Origin of the sequence: Curtobacterium sp. PhB136 (genome assembly GCF_004346855.1) — a bacterium.
Taxonomy (GTDB): Bacteria; Actinomycetota; Actinomycetes; order Actinomycetales; family Microbacteriaceae; genus Curtobacterium.
Genome location: NZ_SMGH01000007.1, coordinates 58,673 through 80,009, shown reverse-complemented (window position 1 = coordinate 80,009; position 21,337 = coordinate 58,673). Strand labels below are relative to the sequence as shown.

The window sequence follows — 21,337 nt, the reverse complement described above, 5'->3', positions numbered from 1 at the left end:
ACTGCCCGCGACCCGTTGCAAGCGCATGTTCCGACAGCGCACGTGTCGATCGACCGGCGCCGTGTCGGAACTTGCGGACGCATCGAGGGACACCGCCGATGTCGTACGACATCGAGCCTGTCGTAGCCACGCGTCCGCACCAGGTGCAGGCGCGCGACGACGACGAGGTCGCTGTCGTACGACAGCGACCTCGTCGTTCGGGCGCGCGGCCCGGCGGCTATCGTGACCGCATGACAGCGCACCGCGTGACCGCGCCGGAGCCCCCGGCGGACGGATCGAAGGCGAAGGGGCCGGCGTCGTACTTCCCGAGCATCGAGACGACCTACGGCCGTCCCGTGCAGGAGTGGCTCGACCTCGTCGCGGACCGGCTCGACACCGAGCGGCACATGGAGGTCGTCACGTGGCTGAAGACGGAGCACGGATGGGGCACGGACACGCCAACGCCCTCGTCGGCTACGTGAAGAACGCGCTCGCGTCCTAGAGCGCCCTCAGGAGCGGACGAGTCGCGCGATCGCCTCCGACGCTTCCTTGACCTTCGCCGAGGGGTCCCCGCCGTCGGCCATCGCGTCGGCGACGCAGTGGCTGAGGTGGTCCTCGACGAGTCCGAGCGCGACGGACTGCAGGGCCTTCGTCATCGCGGACACCTGCGTGAGGATGTCGATGCAGTACTGCTCGTCCTCGACCATGCGCTGGAGCCCGCGTGCCTGACCCTCGATGCGCTTGAGCCGCTTGAGGTAGGCGTCCTTGGACGAGATGTAGCCGTGCTCGTGGTGCTGCTCGTGTTCGCTCATGAGGCCTCCCTGGACCGGTACCCCTCCAGGGTATGCCATCGGACACAACTGGTTGACGTGGTTGACGCGCCGGTCGTAGTCTTGGTTGACACGGTTGCAGGAAGGCGGACGCGGTGACACCGACAGAACGTGCAATGGCGGGGCGGACGACGACGGCACGAGCAGCGACGGCCCGGGCGACGGCGGACACCGCGGAGACCGCACTCCTCTCCGCCATCCGCGACCGACTCCGCGCCGGGCGCTACGACGACGCGATCGCCGCGACGTCCGACGTCGGGGCGCTGGCGGACCGGATGGTCGCCGCGCTGCCGTCGGTCAAGCACGAGGCCGACGAGCTCATCGGCCCGTTCTACGACTCCTCGTCGCTCGCCGCCTGGCGCGGGGTGTCGCGGCAGGCCATCAGCAAGGCGAGCGCCAAGGGCGACCTGCTCGGGCTGAAGATCGGTGACGGCACCCGGATCTTCCCCTCGTTCCAGTTCGGGCCGGCCGGCGCACCGCTGCCCCGGCTGCGCGAGGTCCTCGCGCTCCTCGACCCCGACCGGATCGACCCGTGGGGCAGTGCGCTCTGGCTGAACACCGTCGCCGACGAGTTCGGCGGCACCACCGCGGCCGCGGCACTCCGCGACGGTCGTCACGACGCCGTGCTCGCAGCAGCCCGACGTGCGGCGAACGCCTGGCTGGCGGACGCGTGACGGAACGCCGGACCGACGTCGCCCAGCGCGCCCCGGGTCCCGACGCCGACCTGCCCGGGTTCCCGACGGTCGAGTCACGGGGCACGACGTTCTACCGCGCGAAGCGGCACGACCGTGGTGCCTGGTGGTTCGCGAGCACCCCGGCGGACGCGGACGGCGTCGACGGCGGGCGGTTCGACCTCGCCGAACCCCGCGGCACCTGCTACTGGGCGGACTCGGTGGAGGTCGCGGTGCGTGAACGCCTGGCGCACCACACCCTGCACACGAACACCGTGTTCGTCGGCCGTGCGCGGGAGATCGTCGTCGTCGCCGCGCGGGCGTCACGGGGTCGCCGGTTCGCGGACGTCACCGCACCGGATGCTGTCCGGCACGGCGTCGGGGCCGAGCTGCAGACGATGGGGGACTACCGCGTGCCGCAGGCGTGGGCGCGGGGCTTCGACGCCGCGGGGTTCGCGGGCGTCCGGTACAGCACCCGGTTCACGAGCGATGCCGCGCCGAACGCGTGGGCGGTGTTCGGGGACGCCGGGGTCCCGCGGCGGCCCCGCCCCGAGCGGGTGCACCGCGACGGGGTGACCGCGTGCCGGGAGTCCGGCATCCGCGTGCTCGAGGACGGGTCCGCGGCGGGGCCCGAGCGCTTCACGATCGTCCCGCCCCCGGGCGACTGACGGGCTCCCGGGGGCGCCGTGTGTCGGTGGCCCGTCGTACCGTCGTGGCGTGGTGGAACCCGTCGACGCATGGTGGCGCCGCCGGCAGTGGTCGCGCGGCGTGCCGATGCCGTACGCCGTGGGGGAGTTCCGCGACGCCTGGCAGTCCTACCCGGTGCTCATCCGGCAGTACCACCCGGAGTGGAACGCCGGCATCGTCCTGACCCAGATCCCGCCCGCCGCCGACGTGCTGCTCACCTGGGAGTGCGACGTCGGCCACGTCTTCGTCGCGACCCCCGCCGAACAGCGCGGCCGCCCCGGGCGTGAGCGTCGCCGGTCGGTGTGGTGCCCCGAGTGCCAGGTGATGGCGAAGCCGCAGCGGTGGCCCGTCCTGCCGGAGGACTGGCCGGCCGTGGTCCCCGTGCCGCAACGCGCGGTGCGGACGACGGGCCGCCAGACGCTCCCGGCAGCGGGTCGGGGGTCGTCCCTCCCCACGGGTGCCGTCGCGTCCTCGCGTGCCCGGGGAGCGGGCTGGCGTCCCTCGGGGCAGCGCGCGCCGCGTGCTCCGCGGACGATCTGCCCGAAGACCCCGCGGCTCCCCTCGGGGGACGCGTTCATCAGCGTGTGTGCCCCGGCCACGGCCTCCGCGGTGGAGGCCGAACTGCGCCAGGCGCTCTCCGACCGCTTCGACTTCACGTTCGACCGCACCGCGATCCGCCTCGACCGGCCCTTCCACGACCACGTCGAGGCCTGGCCGGACATCATCCTGCCGGAGCTCCGCGTCGCGATCGAGTACGACTCCACCGGGCGACACGGACTCGAGCACGTGGGCCCGCGCGAGGAGTCCGACCGCCGGAAGGACCGGGCGCTCCGCGGTGTCGGCTGGGAAGTGGTGCGCATCCGGACCGGACGGCTGCCGGCGCTCGGGCCGCACGACCTCCAGGTGTCCGGCGTCTCCGGGCGCACGATCGAGCGGCTCGTGGACACGCTGCGCGACGTGCGCGGCGCCCTCTTCGTCGACGCGTACGCGCGCTGACGCGCCGGGCGTCACCCGCGCAGCGCCAGCGCCTCGCTCAGCCACCGCGCGTGCAGCGCCCACGGGTCCGGCACCCCGGCGCCGACGACCGCGACGTGCTCGAGCAGCGCGGGCGTCACCCGGAACCACTCGGTGCCCGGGTACCGCGACGCGGCGAACTGCGCGTGCCGATGCCGTTCGAGCGTCCGGTCGCCGCGCTCGAACGCCAGCAGGTCCTGGTGCGCGATCCGGGCCAGCCGCTGCCGCGGGTTCGCGGTCGTGCCGATCTTGATGCGGTCCCCGACGCCGTCCTGCTGCCGGAGGTAGTACACGACGTCGACCCGCGGGGGAGCGAGGTCCTGGTCGGGGACGTCCCCGTACGGCCACTCGCAGACCGCGCAGAGCATCCCCGAGGCGAACCGCACCCCCACGCGGGACCCGCAGACCAGGCACGGTCCGGGCAGGGCGTCCTCGGTGCCGTGGTGCGCCGCGCCGAAGTCGCTGACGACCAGCACGTGCGACGAGCACAGCGGGACCGGCGCGCCGGGCGCGCTCGCGCCGGCGCAGCCCGGGACGCAGCACGACTCGACCATGCGCCGAACGCTACCGGCGACCGCCGACGCTCAGGCGTCGACCGTGTGGTGCCTGCGCGCTGCGGGTCCGAGTGCGCCGAGGAACAGCGATGCCCGCGGAGCTGATCCGCGGGCATCGCTGTTCGGACGGTCTGCTGTCTAGCGCTTCGGTCCGTTCAGGTGGAGGGTGAGGGGGTTCTGGCCGGAGTCGGTGGTGAAGGTGACGGTGTAGTCGGCGGTGGGGCCGAGGTCGCGGTCGAAGGTCCACGTGCCGGTGGCGTTGGTCTTCGCCGAGCCCATCGGGGTGCCCCACTGGTTCTTCGCCGTGACGAGGCTTCCTGCCGTCGCGGTGCCGGTGAAGGTGTTCTTCCCGGCGGTGTAGGTCTGCCCGTTGGTGTGGCTGGTCACCGCGAACGGGGCGTTCGACTTCGGTCCGTTCAGGTGGAGGGTGAGGGGGTTCTGGCCGGAGTCGGTGGTGAAGGTGACGGTGTAGTCGGCGGTGGGGCCGAGGTCGCGGTCGAAGGTCCACGTGCCGGTGGCGTTGGTCTTCGCCGAGCCCATCGGGGTGCCCCACTGGTTCTTCGCCGTGACGAGGCTTCCTGCCGTCGCGGTGCCGGTGAAGGTGTTCTTCCCAGCGGTGTAGGTCTGCCCGTTGGTGTGGCTGGTCACCGCGAACGGACGGGTGTCAGCCTCCGCGACGAATGCCACGTGCTCCATCACGCTCACCCCACCGGTCGGCGTGGTCTGTGTGAAGGACACGTCGTAGCCATCCGGCTTCGCGAGTTCAGCGACGGCCGACCACGTCCCGGAGGCCGACCGGCTCGCGCCGACCGTCGTCCGGAAGAGTTCTCCTGCGCCCGCGTCGCGGGCGACGATCACGGAACCCGGTGTCGCGGTGCCGGTGAAGGTGCGCGGGCCGGGCGTGTAGCGGTTCGAATTCGCGATGCCGTCCACGCTCAGCTGCCCGGGCACGACGACCGGGGCGGAACGATGTGCACCGTCGAACGCGACGATGGTGTACTCCTCGTCCGCTGCTTCGGCGGCGATGTCCCAGACCGTCACGACGGACGAGCCCCGTTCGACGAGCGCGGCCCGGACGACCTGGCGTCGGCCGTCCATCAGCCAGACGACCTCGGGTTCGTCGCCCGACGGCACCGGTCGGAAGCTGCGTGTGCCGTCCACGTGCTCGAAGAAGCGCGAAGCAACCGGCGCTCCGACCTCGGCGCTCTCGCTCGGCAGCTCGAGCGTGGTGGTCGTGGTCGCCGACCGCGATCCGTCGTCACCGATCCCCGTGAGGCCGATCGAACGGCCGATGACCTCGGAGGGCAACTCGACGGAGAACCTGCCTTCGGAGACGCGTGCGAACACGTAGTGGGAGCCGTCGATGGTCGCGCTCACCGAGACCGCTCCGGTCGCTGTGCCGATGAGCACGAGCTTCCCGGTCGCAGTCGCGATGGTCCGCGAAACGGAGGGAGCACCGACGCTCGTCGCGTCGGGGATCGTGACGGTGAGTGCGCCGGAGGTCGACGACCCCGCGTGCGACGCGATCGACACCCGCGTGCCGAGGGTCGCAGCCGGCACCGTCACGGTGAACGTCCCGTCGATGATCGGTGCGCTCACCTCGGTACGCCCGGTACCGGTGAGGCCGACCCGGTCGCCACTCGCAGCGCCGGTGATCCTGACGTCTGCGCCGTCACGAACCACCGCTGCGCCGCTCGGGTCGGACACGTGCGCCGCGCCGAGCGGGACCGTGACCTCGGGTGAGAACGCTCCCGAGGTATCCCGCGCCAGGAGGCGCACGCCGCCGTTGTCGTTCGTGACCTCGCCGGACCACGAGCCGTCCCTGGACGTCGTCAGGTCTCGGTCGCCATCGGTGGTCCTGATGACGATCGTCGTGCCCGGGTCGGCGTCGCCGGCGAGGACGGTCACCCCCTTCGACGGTGCGATGATCCGGACGTTCGGCGTCGACGGTCCGCCCCGTCCGTCGTCGGGTACCCGAACCTGGGTGACTGCGGTCCGCCATCCGGCGAGCTGTGCGCCGACACCGATCGTCCGACCTGCGAGCGACGCGGGCACCTCGACGGCGAAGCGTCCGTCGGTCACGGGGACGGTGCCGAGCGGGAAGCGGAGTGCACCGCTGGCCTGGCCGAACACGTTCACGACGTCGAGACCAGACGCACCACTGAGCCGGAAGCCAGCGGCCGTCGGGGTGACGGTGATGTCGCGCGGTTCTGGCGACACCCGGTCCGCGTCGGAGGTCGGGACGGGGATCTGCAGCGGACGCGACTGCCCGGAACCGTCCTCGGTGACGATGCGAATCGTGCCGACGAGGCCGCGCGGGATCGTCGAGACCAGCGTGCCGTCGGCTCCGGTCTTGCCGAAACGGCCGGCGAAGGCGCCGTCCTCGCCGACGCGGATGACCCCGGTGTTCGGCCTCCCGTGGAAGACGACCTCCCACTCACCGAGTGCTCCGGGCGCCAATCGGACGATCGTCGGCGGTGTCAGGTCAGCGGAGTTCGTCGTGCCGTGCGACCGGACCGATCCAGCTGCAGCTGCAGCGGGAGAGGCTGCGAGCGCCGCCGAACCGGAGGTGAGGGCTCCGGTGAGACCGATCGTGAGCGCGAGTCCCGTTGCGAGCAGGGGACAGCGGGGATGAGTTGCCATGAGTACAACCGTTCTGTGGGGGAGCACTCAGCATATCCGTAATATGAAATGTCACAGACCACTCGGCGGTGGCGCTCAGGCGTCGAAGATGACGCCGATCGGTTCGCGCTTCTCCTCCTGGAACTTGTCCTCGGCGCGCCCGAGCGCCCAGTACGCGGAGAGCGACATGTCCGACTTCTCGAGCTCCCACTCGTCCTGCAGCAGCCGACGGATCGCCTTGATCGCGGTCCGCTCACCATGGGCGAACACCTGGACCGGCCGGGAGGCACGGGGCAGTTCCCGGGTCTCGGCCAGCAGGAGCGTGCCCGGCTCGGCGCCGGCGGCGTCGCGGTGCAGCCACCGCAGTGCGATGCCGGCCGGGTGCGCGATGTCCTGTTCGTCGTCGGGGCCGGCCACCTCGACCAGGGCGACGCCCGTGGCGGAGTCGTCCATGGCCTCCAGGGCGGATGCGATCGCCGGGAGCGCGCTGTCGTCGCCGAGGAGGACGTGGACGACCGCGGGGTCGGTGCTCGGCGCGTAGCCGCCGCCGGGGCCGGAGAGGGCGAGCCGGTCGCCGGGCTCCGCCGCAGCGGCCCAGGGGCCGGCGAGTCCCTCGTCGCCGTGCACGACGAAGTCGATGGCGATCGTGTGGGCGTCGAGGTCGATGGCACGCACCGTGTAGGTGCGGCGGGCCGGCCGGTCGTGCTTCGGGAGGGTCTCGCGGAGCGCCTCGAGGTCGTACGGGGGCTCGAGCCCGAGCTCTGGCTTGGCGACCAGGAGCTTCACGTACTTGTCGGTGCTCCCGAGTCGCTCCGGGTCCGCCGCCGCGATGAAGTCATCGAACGCGGGGCCGCCGAGGTGGACGCGGACCATGTGCGGCGACAGCTGTTCGGTGCGGTCGACGACGAACACGTGCTGGGTGCGGTTCTTCGAGCTCATCTGAGGAGCTTCCTCTCGGTGCTTCTGCGTCGCCTGGATTCCGTGGTTCGTGCTTGACGTGCGCGTCACTAAGGTTAGCCTTACCTCATGGACACGACCGTCATCCCGTTCTCCGAGCTGCTGCGCAAGCGCACCCGCCGCTCGCACGGCTCCGCGGCCGGGAACGACTTCATGCACGACCTGCTCGGGGGTGCGTGCGACGTCGCCGACTACGCCGCCCTGCTCGGACAGTACTCGTTCGTGTACGACGCCCTCGAGCGCGCCGCAGCCCGGATGGCCGACCACCCGGTGGCAGCGCCGTTCGTCACCGCGCAGCTCACCCGGATGCCGGCGATCCGCGCGGACCTCGAGTACCTGATCGGGCCGGACTGGTCCGAGCTGGTGTGCCCGTCGCCCGCCACCACGGCGTACGTCCGACGCCTCAACGAGGTCGCGGCCGAGTGGCCCGGCGGCTTCGTGGCGCACCACTACACGCGCTACCTCGGCGACCTCTCCGGCGGTCAGGCGATCGGCCGGGTGCTCGCCGACCAGTTCGGGTTCGACACGAACGGCGTCCTCTTCTACATCTTCGACCAGGTCGCCGACCCGACCGCGTTCCGGGACACCTACCGGGCGCAGCTCGATGCGGCGCCGTGGGACGACGACGAGCGCGAGCGGGTCATCGCCGAGGTGGAGCTGGCGTACGCGCTCAACAGCGGGCTGCTCGCCGAGCTCGACGTGGCGCGGCGCACGGACGGCGACGCGGCGCGCCGCACGGACGGCGACGTGGCGCGTCGCACGGACGGCGACGTGGCGGTGATCGCGTGACCGACGAGCAGCCGCCCTTCGACGCCGAGGCCCGGCGCGCGATCCTCCGGCACATGAACACCGACCACGCGCTCGACAACCTGGTGATCGCGCGGGCGAACGGCGCAGCGACCGCAGTGGCCGCGACCATGACCGAGATCGACGCGATCGCGGGTGTGTGGCTCGCGCAGCTCGACGACGGGGACGTGGAGCACGTCATCGTGCCGTGGACGTCCCCGCTGACCGATCGCCGGTCGGCCCGCGTGCAGATCGTCGAGGTGCACGCGGCCGCGCAGGCCCAGCTCGCCGAGCCGAGCTAGCCGCCCCCAGACCCGCCGGGAACGCGGTCGCTCCGCCACAGCAGGGGTGCTTCCGCTGGACGCCGTGTTCCCGGCGACACTCCATCAGCGGCGGATGCGCCGCGCGAGCTTCGCGATCGGCCCCGTGCGGGGCGCCCGCTCCGCAGGATCGACGACCTCCTGCTGGTAGAACTCGGCGAAGTCGGCCATCGCCGCCCGCCGTTCCGCGCGGAGGTACGCGCGCCGCTCACGGGTGAACGCCACCACGGTGGACCAGCACATCAGCACCATCACGACGCTGAACGGCAGCGCCGTGGTGATCGCGGCCGTCTTCAGTGCGTTCAGGCCGCCGGCGAGCAGCAGCGCGACGGCGACGAGCGCGGTGACGACGGCGAAGAAGACCCGGATCCAGTTCTTCGGTTCGAGCTGCCCGCCCGTCGCGATCATCCCCATCACGAGCGCGCCGGAGTCGGCCGAGGTCACGAAGAACACACCGATGAGCACGATCGCCCCGATCACGAGCGCCGGACCTGCCGGCAGTGCTCCGAGCATCTGGAAGAGGACACGCTCGACGTTCACGCTGCCGTCGGCGCCGACCAGGTCGCCGTGTCCGTGCAGCTGGTCCCAGAGCGCCGTGCCGCCCATCACCCCGAACCAGAGGAAGGTCAGGAGCGTCGGGACGAACAGCACGCCGAGCACGAACTGGCGGACGGTCCGGCCCCGGGAGATCCGCGCGATGAAGATGCCGACGAACGGCGCCCACGACATCCACCAGCCCCAGTAGAACGTGGTCCAGGCGCCCTGCCACTGCTGGCCGGCCTTGCCCGCGAACGCACTCGTGTCGAACGCGGCCCCGACGAAGCCCTGCGCGTACAGCCCGATGGACTGCACGAACTCGCCGAGCAGGAACTGGGTGGGCCCGAAGACCAGCACGACCAGGAGCAGCGCGGCCGCGAGCAGCAGGTTCGTGTTCGAGAGGTACTTCATGCCCTTGCCGACACCGCTCAGGAGCGAGCCGATCGCGATCAGCGTGACGACGGCGATGAGCACGATCTGCAGGCCGCGGGAGTCCTCGGCGATGTCCGTGTAGTCGAGCCCGGCTCCGATCTGCAGCACGCCGAGCCCGAGCGACGTGGCGACGCCGAAGAGCGTGCCGACGAGGGCCACGACGTCGATGAGGTTGCCCCACCCGCCGGTCACCCGACGGCCGAGCAGCGGCTCGAGCGCCCATCGGATCGAGACCGGCCGACCGCGCCGGTGGATCGCGTAGGCGAGGGCGAGCCCGACCACGACGTAGATCGCCCACGCGTGGAGGCCCCAGTGCAGGAACGTCTGCGTCATCGCCCGCTGCGCGAGTTCGTCGTCGCTGCCGGTGACCCCGGGTCGCGGCGACGCGAAGTGGCTGAGCGGTTCGGCCACCCCGTAGAACACCAGCCCGATGCCCATGCCCGCCGCGAAGAGCAGCGAGAGCCACGACATCGTGGAGAACTCCGGCTCCTCGTCGTCCTTGCCGAGGACGATGTCGCCGAAGCGGCTGAAGCCGATCCAGATCGCGAACAGGACGAACCCCGCGGCGACGAGTACGTAGTACCAGCCGAAGTCGCGGACGATGGTGTCCTGCACCGTCGCGAACACGGCCTCGGTGCCTTTCGGGGCGATCAGCGCCACGACGACGAAGGCCAGGACGAGGCCGGCGGCCGGCCAGAAGACCCAGCGCTCGACCGGGGGTCGCTTCCGCAGGTCGGGGACCGGGCCACCGGATGGTCCCGTGGTGTCGGATGATCCCGTCGTGCCAGCTGGTTCCGTCGTGTCGGCTGGTTCCGTCGTGTCGCTCACGTCCGCGCTCCGCCCTGCGAGGGCGGTCTGTCCCCGTACCGCGGAGTCTACGAAGGCCGCGCGCCCGCGTCCGGCCGTCCGGACGGTCGTCGTCACGTGCGCCCGCCTGCCGATACGCTGCTGGGGTCCCGGAAGCGGTGTGCCGGGCGACCCGAGAGGACGAGATGACGGCGATCGACGGATCGACGCGCTTCGGCAGCGCACGAGACGATGTCAGCGGAGCGGTCGACAGCGACCTGCGCGCGGACGTCCGCTACCTCGGGAGCCTGCTCGGGCGCGTGCTGCGCGAGAGCGGCGGCGACGAGCTCCTGCGTGACGTCGAAGCGCTGCGTGCCGCGGTCATCGAGGCGTACGAGGGATCGGACACCGACGGTGCTGCACGGGCCGAAGCGGTCGTCGCGGGGCTCTCGGCCGAGCGTGCCGAAGAGGTCGCACGGGCCTTCACCACCTACTTCCACCTGACGAACCTGGCCGAGGAGCACCACCGCGTGCGCGTCCTCCGGCTGCGGGGCGACGACGGCGGCGTCGGGGGCGACTCGTTCCCGGCCACCTACGCCGAGCTCGTGGGCGAGGTCGGCGCGGACGAAGCCGCCGCCCGGCTCGACGCCCTCCGGTTCCACCCGGTGCTCACGGCGCACCCGACCGAGGCCCGCCGCCGCGCGGTGACCACGGCCGTGCGGCGCATCACCGACCTCATCGACGAACGGGACCGCGCGAAGAACGCGACAGCCCGTGCCGAGAACGAGCGACGCCTGCTCGAGGAGATCACGAACCTCCTCCGCACCTCGCCCCTCCGCACCACCCGCCCGACCCCGCTCGACGAGGTCCGCACCGCGATGAGCGTGTTCGACCAGACGCTGTTCGAGATCGTCCCGCAGGTGTACCGCCTCCTCGACGACCGGCTCCTCGGCGAGGACGCCGGCAGCGTGCCCGTGCAGGCCCCGGCGTTCGTGCGCTTCGGCACGTGGATCGGTGGCGACCGCGACGGCAACCCGTTCGTGACGTCCGACATCACGCGGCAGGCGGCGGAGATCGCGGCGGAGCACATCCTGCTCGGTCTCGCCCGTGCCGCCACCCGCATCGGCAGCACCCTGACCCTCGACCACAGCGAGACGCCGGCCGACGCCGGGCTGACCGCGCTCGTGGCGTCGCAGGAGTCCCTCGACCCGGACATCGCCGAGCGCATCGGCATCCGGGCGCCGAACGAGACCCATCGCCGCGCACTCCTCTTCACGGCGGCGCGCATCGACGCCACCCGACGTGGCGACGCCCCGCTGGCCTACCCCGGCCCGGAGTCGCTCCTCACCGACCTCCGCACGATCCAGGCCTCGCTCGTCGCCGCCGGGGCGTCGCGCCCCGCGTACGGCGAGCTGCAGAACCTCGTCTGGCAGGTCGAGACGTTCGGCTTCCACCTCGCCGAGCTCGAGATCCGGCAGCACTCGCAGGTGCACCGGAACGCGCTCGCGGAGATCCGCGCCGGCGGCGAGCTGAGCGAGACCACCGAAGAGGTCCTCGCCGTCTTCCGCACCATCGCCGAGCTCCAGCAGCGCTACGGCGTCCGGGCCTCGAACCGCTACATCGTCTCGTTCACGCAGTCCGCTGCGGACCTGGCGAACGTGCACGAGCTGGCGGTCGCCGCGCTCGGGTCCGCCGAGGCGGCACCGGTGCTCGACGTCATCCCGCTGTTCGAGACCTTCGCCGACCTGCACGCCAGCGTCGAGATCCTCGACGAGGCCGTCCGGACCGAGGCGTTCCAGCGCCGACTCGCCGCGACCGGCCGGAAGCTCGAGGTCATGCTCGGGTACTCCGACTCGTCGAAGGACGTCGGCCCGGTGTCGGCGAACCTGGCGCTGTACGACGCCCAGGCGAAGATCGCGCAGTGGGCGAAGGTCAACGACATCGAGCTCACGCTCTTCCACGGCCGCGGCGGTTCGCTCGGTCGCGGCGGCGGTCCCGCGAACGAGGCCGTGCTCGCCCAGCCGCCGGGGTCGATCGACGGCCGGCTGAAGCTCACCGAGCAGGGCGAGGTCATCTTCGCCCAGTACGGCGACCAGGACATCGCCGCCCGGCACCTCGAGCAGATGGCCTCAGCCACGCTGTTCGCGTCCTCGCCCTCGAACGAGGCCCGCATCGAGGCCGCAGCCACCCGGTTCGCCGACCTGGCCCAGCAGCTCGACGACGTCTCCCGCGACGCCTTCTACGGGCTCGTGAAGGCGGACGGGTTCGCGCCGTGGTTCGCCCGCGTGACCCCGATGGAGGAGATCGGGTTGCTCCCGCTCGGCTCCCGCCCGGCCCGTCGTGGCCTGTCGGTGGAGTCCCTCGAGGACCTCCGCGCGATCCCGTGGGTGTTCTCGTGGACGCAGGCGCGGATCAACCTCGCCGGCTGGTACGGCCTCGGCTCCGCGCTCGAGGCGGTCGGCGACGTCGACCTGCTCCGCACCGCGTACGCCGAGTGGCCGCTGTTCGGCGCGATGATCAAGAACGTCGAGATGTCCCTGGCGAAGACCGACGAGCACATCGCCCGCCGGTACCTCGAACTGGCGGACCGGGACGACCTGGCCGCCCGCGTCCTCGACGAGATGATCCGGACGCGCGACTGGGTGCTCAAGGTCTCCGGTGGTGCCGACGTCCTCGAGGACCGGCCGGTGCTCGCCCGCGCCGTCCGGCTCCGGAGCCCCTACGTCGACGCCCTGTCGCACCTCCAGCTCCGCGCGCTGCGTGCCATCCGGACGAGCGGCAGCACCGACCCGACGGACACCGACCACCGCCTGCTCCTGCTGACGGTGAACGGCATCGCCGCCGGCCTGCAGAACACCGGCTGAGCCCCGCTCCAGGCTCGAGACGCCGCTGTGCGGACGAGACGCCCCGGTCCACGGCGGCGTTTCGGCCGGACAGCGGCGTCTCGCCGTTCGCGAGGCGCGCCGCGCCGGCCCGCGCCGCCGCCCCGCGCCGCCGCCCCGCGCCGCCGCGCCGCGCCGCCCCTGTCGAATCGATTCGGGGCGGCGTAGCGTTGCCCGGGTGACGACGGAGCGCACCCTGACCCAGGCCACCCTCCCGCCGATCGTGCCCCTGGCACTCATCGTCGGCGTGTCGCCGTTCGCGACGGACATGTACATCCCGGCGCTGCCCGCGATCGCCCGGGACCTCGCGACGAGCCCGAGTGCCGTGCAGCTCTCCCTGACGGCGTTCCTCGTCGCGTTCGCGGTCGGGCAGCTGCTCGCGGGCCCCGTCAGCGACGGCATCGGTCGTCGGCCGATGATGCTCGGCGGGACGGCCCTGTTCGCGCTCGCGTCCCTCGGCTGTGCCCTGGCGCCGGACGTCGGGACGCTCATCGCCGCCCGGGTGGTCGAGGGGCTGGCGGGTGCCGCAGCGGCGGTCGCCGGCCGGGCGATGGTCTCCGACGTGATGGCGGGCCCGCCGATGGCGAAGGTGTTCGGCACCCTGGCCGCGATCAACGCGATCGGCCCGGTCGTCGCGCCGCTGGCCGGGGGAGCGGTGCTGTCCTTCGCCACCTGGCGCGTGATGTTCGTCGTGCTCGCCGTGCTCGGTGCGGTGTTCTTCGCGATGGTCGTCCCGTACTTCCACGAGACGCTCCGCACCCGGGGCAGTGTGGGCCTCGCGGCGAACTGGCAGCGGATCCGGCAGCTCGTCGCGATCCCGCGGTTCCGGGCGTACCTGCTGACCGGGGTGCTGTCGACGATCGGCTTCTTCGCCTACATCGCGACGAGCTCGTTCGTGTTCCAGACCGAGTTCGGCTTCTCCGAAGGGCTGTACACGCTCGTCTTCGCCACGAACGCGACGATGATGATCATCACGACCCTGGTGTTCCGCCGCGTCGTGGGGCGGTTCTCCGAGGACGGGCTGCTCACCTTCGGGCTCGCCGTCGGGACGATCGGCGGGGCCGGGGTGCTCGTCGCCGCGCTGCTCGGCCTCGGGCCGGTGCCGGTCTGGTGCTCGCTGGCGGTCGTCACCGGGGCGTGGGGCTTCGTGCTGCCGGCCGCGATGACCCGCACACAGCACGTCGGCGCGGCGCACCCCGGGACGGCGGCGGCGCTGCAGGGCGGGCTGTCGTTCGGGCTCGGTGGGCTCGGGACGCCGCTCGCGGGGCTCCTCGGTGGGACTGCGCTGGCGATGGGGTCCGTGATGGTGGTGCTGATGGCCGCCGCGGTCCTCGTCCAGGCGTCGGCGACGCGCCGCACACGCTGACCGCGGCGCACACGCTGACCGCGCCGCGGATCGGAAGAAGCCGCGGCGCGCACCGAACGAAGCCACGGCGCGAACCGATAGGGTCCGTTGAGCAAGGGGCACCGACCGGAGGAGGCATCCCGCATGGACATCGTCGTACACGAGGCGCAGACGGACGCGGCGGTCCTGGAGTGCAAGGGGCGGCTGAACATGGTGTCGGCCCCGGCGTTCCGGGAGACCGTCGCCAAGGTCGTGGGGGACGGCCGGCACCGCGTCGTCGTCGAGCTCTCCGGGGTCGAGTTCATGGACTCCTCCGGACTGGGCGCGCTCGTCGGCTGCCTGAAGACCGCGCGCCAGGCCGGTGGGGACCTCCGCATCGCGGCCCCCTCGGACCAGGTCTCGATGGTCCTCAAGCTCTCGAACATCGACAAGATCCTGCGGACGTACCCCGACGGGGACGCCGCGGTCACCAACTGGGGATGAGCGGCAGCGCCGTGAGCGAGCACCGTCTCGACTTCGCGTCCCCGCCGGACGACGTCTCCGCCGTGCACGACTTCCTCGCCGGCGTGTGGGGCACGGAACCCACCGTCGGACCGGAAGACCGGATGGCCTTCGAGCTCGCGCTGATCGAGCTCGCCTCGAACGTGGTCGAGCACGCGGGCGGTGGCGCGCGGGTCGCGTGCTCGCTCGACCTCGCGGTCACGGGCGACGGTCTGGAGGCACGACTCACCGACGACGGTCGGCCCACCTCCGTCGATCCGTCGGCTGCAGCACTCCCCGACGCGTCCGCCGAGAGCGGTCGCGGTCTCGCCCTGGTCGGCATGGTCGTCGACGAACTGCGGTACGAGCGGGACGGCGACCGGAACCGGTGGACGGTCCGGCGTGGACGGGCGGCGGACGGCGCCGCGCACTGATCCGGGAGCCGGCTGCGCAATGATCCGCGAGCAGGCCGCGCACTGACGCGAGCAGTGTGACGCCCTGATCCACAATGCGCAGCCAGGAGGCCGGAACCCGCAAGACGGCTCGCCGGATTGCGGACGCGGAGGGGGATCGTGTCACGATGCGCGCGATGACAGTCGAGCCCGACCCCCGCATGAGCTTCGAGACGTCGGGCGATGACCTCGACGACGCTCGGCGCATGTACGAGGACGCCTACGAGGGCGCCGGGTTCGTCGCGCGCCGCACGGCCCGCCCGTTCTCCTACCGGTTCCGGGTGGTCGGCGACGAGTCGATGTCGTTCCGGTCGAGCCGCTTCGACGCGGCCATCCGGGGCGAGGTGGAGTCCCGCGACGAGTACGTCGTGATGTGGACCGTCGACGGCGGCGGACGGGTCGACATCGGCCGGGACGAAGTGCCGTTCGCGCCGGGGTCGCCGATGATGTTCCCGACCGGCCGTCCGTTCGCCTTCGAGCTCGCCGACGTGCGGCAGAGCCTCGTGCAGTTCGACCGGACGTACCTCGAGGGGATCGCCGCCGAGGTGCACGGCGCACAGCCCGGGCCGCTCGTGTTCGACCACGCCACCGCACCGTCGCCCGACGACGTGCGGGAGTGGCACCGGCAGGTCCAGGACGCCGCAGCGGTCGTCCTCGGCACCACGCCGGTGTCGCCGCTCGCGATGGCCGAGACGGCGCGGGCGACCGCGACGACGCTCCTCCGGACGTTCCCGCACCGGCTGCTCGCGGCCGAGGTGCACCTGCCGCAGGGCGCGACCGGTCGCGTCCGGGAGGCCGTGGAGTACATGTCCGCGTTCGCGCACACACCGATCTCGACCACGGACGTCGCCGCACACGTCGGGCTGAGCGTCCGTGGGCTGCAGCAGGCCTTCCAGCGGCAGGTCGGGTCCGCGCCGAACGCGATGCTCCGCGGGATCCGCCTGGACCGCATCCGCGAGGAACTCCGTCGCGGCACGCCCGGTGAGTTCACGGTGGCCTCCGTCGCCATGCGCTGGGGCTTCGCGCACCTCGGCCGGTTCTCGGCCGCCTACGCCTCCCGGTTCGGCGAGTACCCGCGGGACACGCTGCAGGGCTGAGTCCCGGAGCGCGGGCGCGCCCTCTACGCTCGGACCGTGAGTCGAGAACGACCGTGGGTGATCGTCCCCGGGATCTGGAACTCCGACCCTGAGCACTGGCAGTCGCGCTGGCAGGCCGAACGGGCCGGTGCCGCGGTGCGCATCGCGCCGACGTCCTGGTCCGAGCCGGACCCGGATGACTGGTCCGCCGCCATCGACCGCGCGATCGCCGCGGTGGACGCTCCGCCGGTGCTCGTCGCGCACAGTCTCGGCGTCCTGGCGGTCGCCGGGTGGCTCGGAGCGGACGACGGGCGGAACGACGACGGCCGCATCGCGGGCGCGTTCCTCGTCGCCCCGCCGGACCCGGAGGCACCGGGGTTCCCCGTCGCCGCCGCGGGCTTCGCGGTGCCCGACCGCGCGGTCGCCACGCCCACCCTGGTGGTCGTGAGCGACGACGACCCGTACTGCACGTCCGAACGTGCCGAGGAGATGGCCGGCCGGCTCGGTGCCGACGTCCGTCGGATCGGCTCGCACGGGCACGTCAACATCGCCAGCGGGGTGGGGGACTGGCCGGACGGCAGGGCGCTCCTCGAGGAGTTTTCGCGGGGCCTCTGAGGCAGATGTGACGGAAGTACATCGCGCCGCGCGACACGCCGTTCACCTTCGACGCGATATGGCAGGCGATCCCGCGACACACCGGGGATGAGCGACAGCATCCACTCCGCGATATTTATCCTTCGGAACATGGAAACGCAGTCCGGTGCACGCACCCCTCTCGTCGACCCCTTCGGTCGCGAGCTCGAGGAGTGGCTCCGTGACGCCCCGGCCACCCGAGCCCCGTACGTGTCGGACCTCGTGGTCCCGCCCGTCACCGGCCCGGTGCAGCGACCGGACGCCACCACGGCAGCCGCGCCCCTGCTCGAGCAGGCCGAGTCCGAACAGCCCGCGCCCGTCCCCTCGGACGACAGCGCCTTCCGGCGCCCCCGCGACCGTGGCCGCCACGCCTCGGTCTGCGCCCCGTCCTTCCCCGAGCCGCCCGAGCGACTCGCCCTCCGGATCGAGGAGCTCGCCGTCGAGGTGTCCGCGCAGAGCGGCCGCGCGACGATCGAGCGCATCGTGATCCTCGAGGACGAGGTCCGCCGCCGCGACGAGGACCTCGCACGGCTCGCCGCGTGGGAAGCCGTCGTCGCCGACCTCAGCGACCCGGAGATCGACGCCGCGCGTGCCTACGCCCGCTCCGTCTTCGACGACCTGCTCGCGGACGCCGCCGACGAGGCGGACCGTCGCGACCGCGCCGCCGCCCGTCGTGCTGCGGCCACCGGTGCCGTCGCCGTCGTCACATCCGCCGCGGTCGTCGAGCCCGCCCCCGCACTCGTGCTGCCTGCGGTCGCCGCGCCCGTCGTGGTCAGCGCGAACCCGGCCCTGGACGACGCCGCCGCGGACCGCGACGAGCCCGCCCGACTGGTGCCGAGCCTCCAGGCCGTGACACCGGTGTCGGCGAACACGCGACCCACCCCGCTCATCCAGCCCGTCACCGGGCCGACCGTCGTCGACCGCGACACGTTCGCGGCCGTGCTCCGTGCACACCGCGCGGAGACCGCGGGCACGCCGGTCGTGTTCCCCGAGGAGCACGCCGCCGCGCTGCCGGACGCGGTTGCCGCGCCGGTCGCACCGACCGAGTCCGCCGACGCGGTGGACGCTGCCGAGTCGGCTCGTCCCGGCTGGTGGTCCCGCGTCGTCGCCGCCGTCCTCCGGGTCCTCGGCCGCCGGTGACCTCGCGGCGCCGGCCCAGCCGGTCCCCTCGGTAGACTGTCCGGATGCCGACGCTGCGCGATCTCCAGGCCGTGATCGAGTCCCTGTGGCCGGTCGCGGGAACCGAGTCGTGGGACTCCGTCGGCCTCGTCTCGGGGAGCCCGGACGCGGTCGTCGAGCACGTCCACCTCGCCGTCGACGCCGTGCCGGACACCGCACGTGAAGCGGTCGCACTCGGTGCCGACCTGCTGTTGACCCACCACCCGCTGCTGCTCCGCGGCGTGACGACCATCGCCGAGGACACCTACAAGGGTGCGGTGCTCGCGACGCTCGTCCGTGGCGGGTGCGCACTCGTCGCCGCCCACACGAACGCCGACGTCGTCGCCACCGGGACCTCCGCGGTGCTCGCCGACCGCATCGGACTGCGCGACCAGCGCCCGCTCGACCCGGGCGACGCGCCCGACACCGGGATCGGACGCGTCGGCGTCCTGCCGGAAGCGGTGCCCCTCGGCGTCCTCGCCCGGCGCATCGTCGACGTGCTCCCGCCGACCGCCTCGGGCGTCCGCGTGTCCGGGGACTACGACCGGCCCGTCCGCACCGTGGCGCTCTGCGCCGGCGCCGGGGACTCCCTGCTCGGCAACGCCCTGGTGCGCGACGCCGACGTCTACGTCACCAGCGACCTCCGCCACCACCCCGCGTCGGAGTTCCGCGAACAGGCGCTGCTCACCGACGGACCCGCACTGATCGACACGTCGCACTGGGCCACCGAGTGGCTCTGGCTCGACGTCGCCGCGGAACAGCTCCGGCAGGCCGCCGGGGTCCGCGTGACCGTGAGCGACCTCCGGACCGACCCGTGGGACTTCGCCGTCCTGCCGAGCGCGGCCGCCCCCACCCCCACCACCGAACAAGGAGCCTGACCATGAAGGCAGCACCCGAGGACCAGGTCATCCTGCTCGACGTCCAGCGACTCGACAACGACATCACGCGCATCGCGCACCGGATCAGCTCCCTGCAGAAGGGGGACCGGCTCACCGAGCTCAGCGCCACCGCCTCCGGGCTCCGCAGCCGGCTCGCCGCGGCGACCGGTGACGTCGAGGACGCGGAGCGGGACCTCGCCCGGCTCGAGTCGGACACCGCGACAGCGCAGGCCCGCGTGACCCGCGACACGACGATGCTCGCGAACGTGTCGAGCGCGAAGGACGCCGCCGGGCTGCAGAGCGAGCTCGACTCGCTGCAGCGCCGCATCGGCGACCTCGAGACCTCCGAGCTCGAGATCATGGAGAAGCTCGACGGGCTGCGCGCCCGGGTCGGCGACATCGAGGCGGAGCTCGCCGACGTCGAGGCCGCCCGCGCCGGACTCGCCACGGAACGTGACACCGAGATCGCCCGGCTCGAGGCGGACCGCTCGTCCGCGGTGCAGAGCCGCGCCGACGTCGCCGCGAAGGTGCCGGACGACCTCCTCGCGCTGTACGAGCGTCAGCGTGCCCGGTACGGCTTCGGGGCGTCGCTGCTGCAGGGCGGCGTGTCGACCGCGTCGGGCGTGACGCTCACCGGCGCCGACCTGCAGGCGATCCGTGCGGCTGCGCCGGACGACGTCGTGCTCTGCCCGGACAGCGAGGCGGTCCTCGTCCGGACGGCCGAGTCCGGGCTGTAGCCGCGCCGCTGCGCTGCGCTGCCGCTGCGCTGCGCTGCCGCTGCGCTGCCGCGCTCCGCGCCGCGCGCGGTTCGGATGTACTTCGCACAACCAAAAGCACCCCGAACCACGGACTTCCGTGGTGCGGGGTGTTCTCGGTTGTGCGACGGCACGCGGTGCCGCGCGATGCGTGGGGTGCGAACGGGCCGGCCGTACGCCGGGTTCTGTCCCGCCTTGCAGCGGTGACGGCCATCTCTCTCGGACCGACGTTGCCGTCGGCCTCCAGCGGTCTACCCGAGGACTCGGCGAGCAGCCTCGACGTCCTCTGTCTGACCTTGCTCCGGGCGAGGTTTACCGAGCGGATCCGGTCACCCGGATCCCTGGTGGTCTCTTACACCACCGTTTCACCCTTACCGGTGTCGCCACCGGCGGTCTGCTTTCTGTGGCACTGTCTCGCGGATTGCTCCGGGTGGGTGTTACCCACCGCCCTGCTCTGTGGAGCCCGGACGTTCCTCGGCACTCCCGGGGGAGTGACGCGACCGTCTCACCGACCCGTTCGCGATCGAGAGTCTACCGCCCGCGCCGGCGCCGGCGCTCGCGCGCACCCGCCCCCCCCGCTGAGATCGCAGTTCGTGTCGGGTCCGGCGCGCCGATCCGACACGAAGTGCGATCTCAGCGCCCGGGGACGTGCCCGGGGAGGCGCCCGGGGACGCGCCCGGCGCCCGGCGCCCGCGCGGCGCCCGCGGCCCCCGCGCGGCCCGCGCGGCGCCCGGGCCCGCGCGGCCCTACTTCGAGGTGAACGCTAGGGTCGCCGCGCCGATGATGCCCGCGTTGTTGCGGAGCGTCGCGGGGATGATGTCCGCCTGCAGGTCGAGCAGCGGGAGGAACTCCTCGTACTGCTTCGAGACCCCGCCACCGACGACGAAGAGCTCCGGGGAGAGCAGCGCCTCGAGCCGCGAGTAGTACTTCTGCAGCCGCTTCGCCCAGTGCTTCCAGGTGAGGTCGTCGCGCTCCTTCGCCGCGAAGGACGCCTTCGTCTCGTAGTCGACCCCGTCGATCTCCAGGTGCCCGAGCTCCGCGTTCACGATGAGCACGCCGTCGTTGATGAGCGCCGTGCCGATGCCCGTGCCGAGCGTCGTCATGATGACGAGCCCGTCGCGGCCCTTCGCCGCGCCGAACTGCTGCTCGGCGAACCCGGCGGCGTCCGCGTCGTTGACGAAGTGGATGGAGCGGCCGAGCTCCTTCTCGAAGAGCGCCTCGGCCTCGAAGCCGATCCACTTCTTCGACACGTTGGCGGCCGACATGGTCTTGCCGTCGCGGACGATCGCGGGGAAGCAGACGCCGACCGGGACGTCGGCGGCGGGGGACAGCTCGTCGAGGATCGCCTTCGCGACCTCCACGATGTCGTGCGGCTTGCCGCCCTCGGGGGTGGCCTTCTTGATGCGCTCGGTCGTCAGTTCACCGGTCGTCGTGTCGACGATCGCGCCCTTGATGCCCGTACCGCCGATGTCGACGCCGACTGCGAGTGAGGTCATGAGGAGC

At 72.5% G+C, this 21,337-nt stretch carries 20 protein-coding genes, 1 other RNA gene and 1 pseudogene; 15 read left to right on the top strand and 7 right to left on the bottom strand.

Translation table 11 applies throughout. The features are described from left to right. The first annotated feature begins 230 nt into the window (after window positions 1–230). Window positions 231–481 (top strand): annotated as a pseudogene (locus tag EDF27_RS12385) (DUF4287 domain-containing protein). A gap of 7 nt (window positions 482–488) precedes the next feature. Here the strand turns inward: EDF27_RS12385 and EDF27_RS12380 are convergent. Then, window positions 489–791, bottom strand: a complete 303-nt coding sequence (locus EDF27_RS12380; protein WP_123653225.1) for a metal-sensitive transcriptional regulator — start codon at window positions 789–791, stop codon at window positions 489–491. 113 nt (window positions 792–904) lie between these two features. Here EDF27_RS12380 and EDF27_RS19725 point away from each other — a divergent pair, with 113 nt between their 5' ends. From EDF27_RS19725 to EDF27_RS12370, 3 genes are read left to right on the top strand one after another with little or no spacing between them, the layout of a single operon-like run. Beyond that, window positions 905–1,483 (top strand): hypothetical protein, encoded by a 579-nt coding sequence (locus EDF27_RS19725; protein ID WP_165931479.1) that lies wholly within the window; start codon window positions 905–907, stop codon window positions 1,481–1,483. Continuing rightward, a complete protein-coding gene (locus tag EDF27_RS12375; RefSeq protein ID WP_165931478.1) occupies window positions 1,480–2,148 on the top strand; it encodes an RES family NAD+ phosphorylase in 669 nt (222 codons plus the stop codon). Before EDF27_RS19725 ends, EDF27_RS12375 begins: the two co-directional genes overlap by 4 nt. Before the next feature lie 49 nt (window positions 2,149–2,197). Next, window positions 2,198–3,163 carry a hypothetical protein gene (locus EDF27_RS12370; RefSeq protein WP_132049072.1) on the top strand — a complete coding sequence of 322 codons (966 nt, stop codon included), beginning with the start codon at window positions 2,198–2,200 and terminating at the stop codon, window positions 3,161–3,163. Between the two features lie 11 nt (window positions 3,164–3,174). On the opposite strand, the gene EDF27_RS12365 is transcribed toward EDF27_RS12370, so the two are convergent. From EDF27_RS12365 to EDF27_RS12355, 3 genes are all read right to left on the bottom strand, one after another. Beyond that, window positions 3,175–3,735 (bottom strand): GIY-YIG nuclease family protein, encoded by a 561-nt coding sequence (locus EDF27_RS12365; protein WP_132049070.1) that lies wholly within the window; start codon window positions 3,733–3,735, stop codon window positions 3,175–3,177. A gap of 138 nt (window positions 3,736–3,873) precedes the next feature. Beyond that, a complete protein-coding gene (locus EDF27_RS19720) occupies window positions 3,874–6,378 on the bottom strand; it encodes a hypothetical protein (protein WP_165931477.1) in 2,505 nt (834 codons plus the stop codon). A 75-nt stretch (window positions 6,379–6,453) separates the two neighbouring features. Beyond that, a complete protein-coding gene (locus EDF27_RS12355; protein ID WP_123653229.1) occupies window positions 6,454–7,296 on the bottom strand; it encodes a siderophore-interacting protein in 843 nt (280 codons plus the stop codon). An 87-nt stretch (window positions 7,297–7,383) separates the two neighbouring features. On the opposite strand from EDF27_RS12355, the gene EDF27_RS12350 reads away from it, so the two are divergent. Beyond that, window positions 7,384–8,103 (top strand): biliverdin-producing heme oxygenase, encoded by a 720-nt coding sequence (locus tag EDF27_RS12350; RefSeq protein ID WP_132049068.1) that lies wholly within the window; start codon window positions 7,384–7,386, stop codon window positions 8,101–8,103. Then, window positions 8,100–8,402 carry a DUF2470 domain-containing protein gene (locus EDF27_RS12345; RefSeq protein ID WP_243698333.1) on the top strand — a complete coding sequence of 101 codons (303 nt, stop codon included), beginning with the start codon at window positions 8,100–8,102 and terminating at the stop codon, window positions 8,400–8,402. Before EDF27_RS12350 ends, EDF27_RS12345 begins: the two co-directional genes overlap by 4 nt. An 84-nt stretch (window positions 8,403–8,486) precedes the next feature. Here the strand turns inward: EDF27_RS12345 and EDF27_RS12340 are convergent, their stop codons facing one another. Next, window positions 8,487–10,121: a BCCT family transporter gene (locus EDF27_RS12340; RefSeq protein WP_132049454.1), complete on the bottom strand. Its 1,635-nt coding sequence runs from the start codon at window positions 10,119–10,121 to the stop codon at window positions 8,487–8,489. A gap of 260 nt (window positions 10,122–10,381) precedes the next feature. Here EDF27_RS12340 and EDF27_RS12335 point away from each other — a divergent pair, with 260 nt between their 5' ends. The 9 genes from EDF27_RS12335 to EDF27_RS12295 all read left to right on the top strand — a co-directional run bounded on the left by EDF27_RS12335 (window position 10,382) and on the right by EDF27_RS12295 (window position 19,816). Continuing rightward, on the top strand, window positions 10,382–13,039 hold the full coding sequence (locus EDF27_RS12335) for a phosphoenolpyruvate carboxylase (protein ID WP_132049066.1): 2,658 nt from the start codon (window positions 10,382–10,384) through the stop codon (window positions 13,037–13,039). 196 nt (window positions 13,040–13,235) lie between these two features. Continuing rightward, window positions 13,236–14,423 (top strand): multidrug effflux MFS transporter, encoded by a 1,188-nt coding sequence (locus EDF27_RS12330; RefSeq protein ID WP_123653232.1) that lies wholly within the window; start codon window positions 13,236–13,238, stop codon window positions 14,421–14,423. Between the two features lie 123 nt (window positions 14,424–14,546). Beyond that, entirely contained in the window at window positions 14,547–14,885 is a 339-nt protein-coding gene (locus tag EDF27_RS12325; RefSeq protein WP_123653233.1) for an STAS domain-containing protein, read from the top strand. Then, window positions 14,882–15,316 carry an ATP-binding protein gene (locus EDF27_RS12320; protein WP_123653234.1) on the top strand — a complete coding sequence of 145 codons (435 nt, stop codon included), beginning with the start codon at window positions 14,882–14,884 and terminating at the stop codon, window positions 15,314–15,316. Before EDF27_RS12325 ends, EDF27_RS12320 begins: the two co-directional genes overlap by 4 nt. Before the next feature lie 155 nt (window positions 15,317–15,471). Next, complete coding sequence (locus EDF27_RS12315) at window positions 15,472–16,431, top strand: AraC family transcriptional regulator (protein ID WP_165931476.1); 960 nt, start codon at window positions 15,472–15,474, stop codon at window positions 16,429–16,431. Between the two features lie 36 nt (window positions 16,432–16,467). Beyond that, entirely contained in the window at window positions 16,468–17,025 is a 558-nt protein-coding gene (locus EDF27_RS12310) for an alpha/beta fold hydrolase (RefSeq protein WP_132049064.1), read from the top strand. Between the two features lie 87 nt (window positions 17,026–17,112). Further along, complete coding sequence (locus EDF27_RS12305; RefSeq protein ID WP_132049062.1) at window positions 17,113–18,183, top strand: hypothetical protein; 1,071 nt, start codon at window positions 17,113–17,115, stop codon at window positions 18,181–18,183. Window positions 18,184–18,227: 44 nt separating this feature from the next. Continuing rightward, window positions 18,228–19,079 (top strand): Nif3-like dinuclear metal center hexameric protein, encoded by an 852-nt coding sequence (locus tag EDF27_RS12300; protein ID WP_132049060.1) that lies wholly within the window; start codon window positions 18,228–18,230, stop codon window positions 19,077–19,079. A gap of 2 nt (window positions 19,080–19,081) precedes the next feature. Continuing rightward, window positions 19,082–19,816 (top strand): hypothetical protein, encoded by a 735-nt coding sequence (locus tag EDF27_RS12295; RefSeq protein ID WP_123653239.1) that lies wholly within the window; start codon window positions 19,082–19,084, stop codon window positions 19,814–19,816. Between the two features lie 177 nt (window positions 19,817–19,993). Here the strand turns inward: EDF27_RS12295 and rnpB are convergent. After that, window positions 19,994–20,350, bottom strand: an RNA gene (gene rnpB / locus EDF27_RS12290) — RNase P RNA component class A. A gap of 230 nt (window positions 20,351–20,580) precedes the next feature. Next, on the bottom strand, window positions 20,581–21,330 hold the full coding sequence (gene ppgK / locus EDF27_RS12285) for a polyphosphate--glucose phosphotransferase (RefSeq protein ID WP_123653240.1): 750 nt from the start codon (window positions 21,328–21,330) through the stop codon (window positions 20,581–20,583). Window positions 21,331–21,337 lie beyond the last annotated feature (7 nt).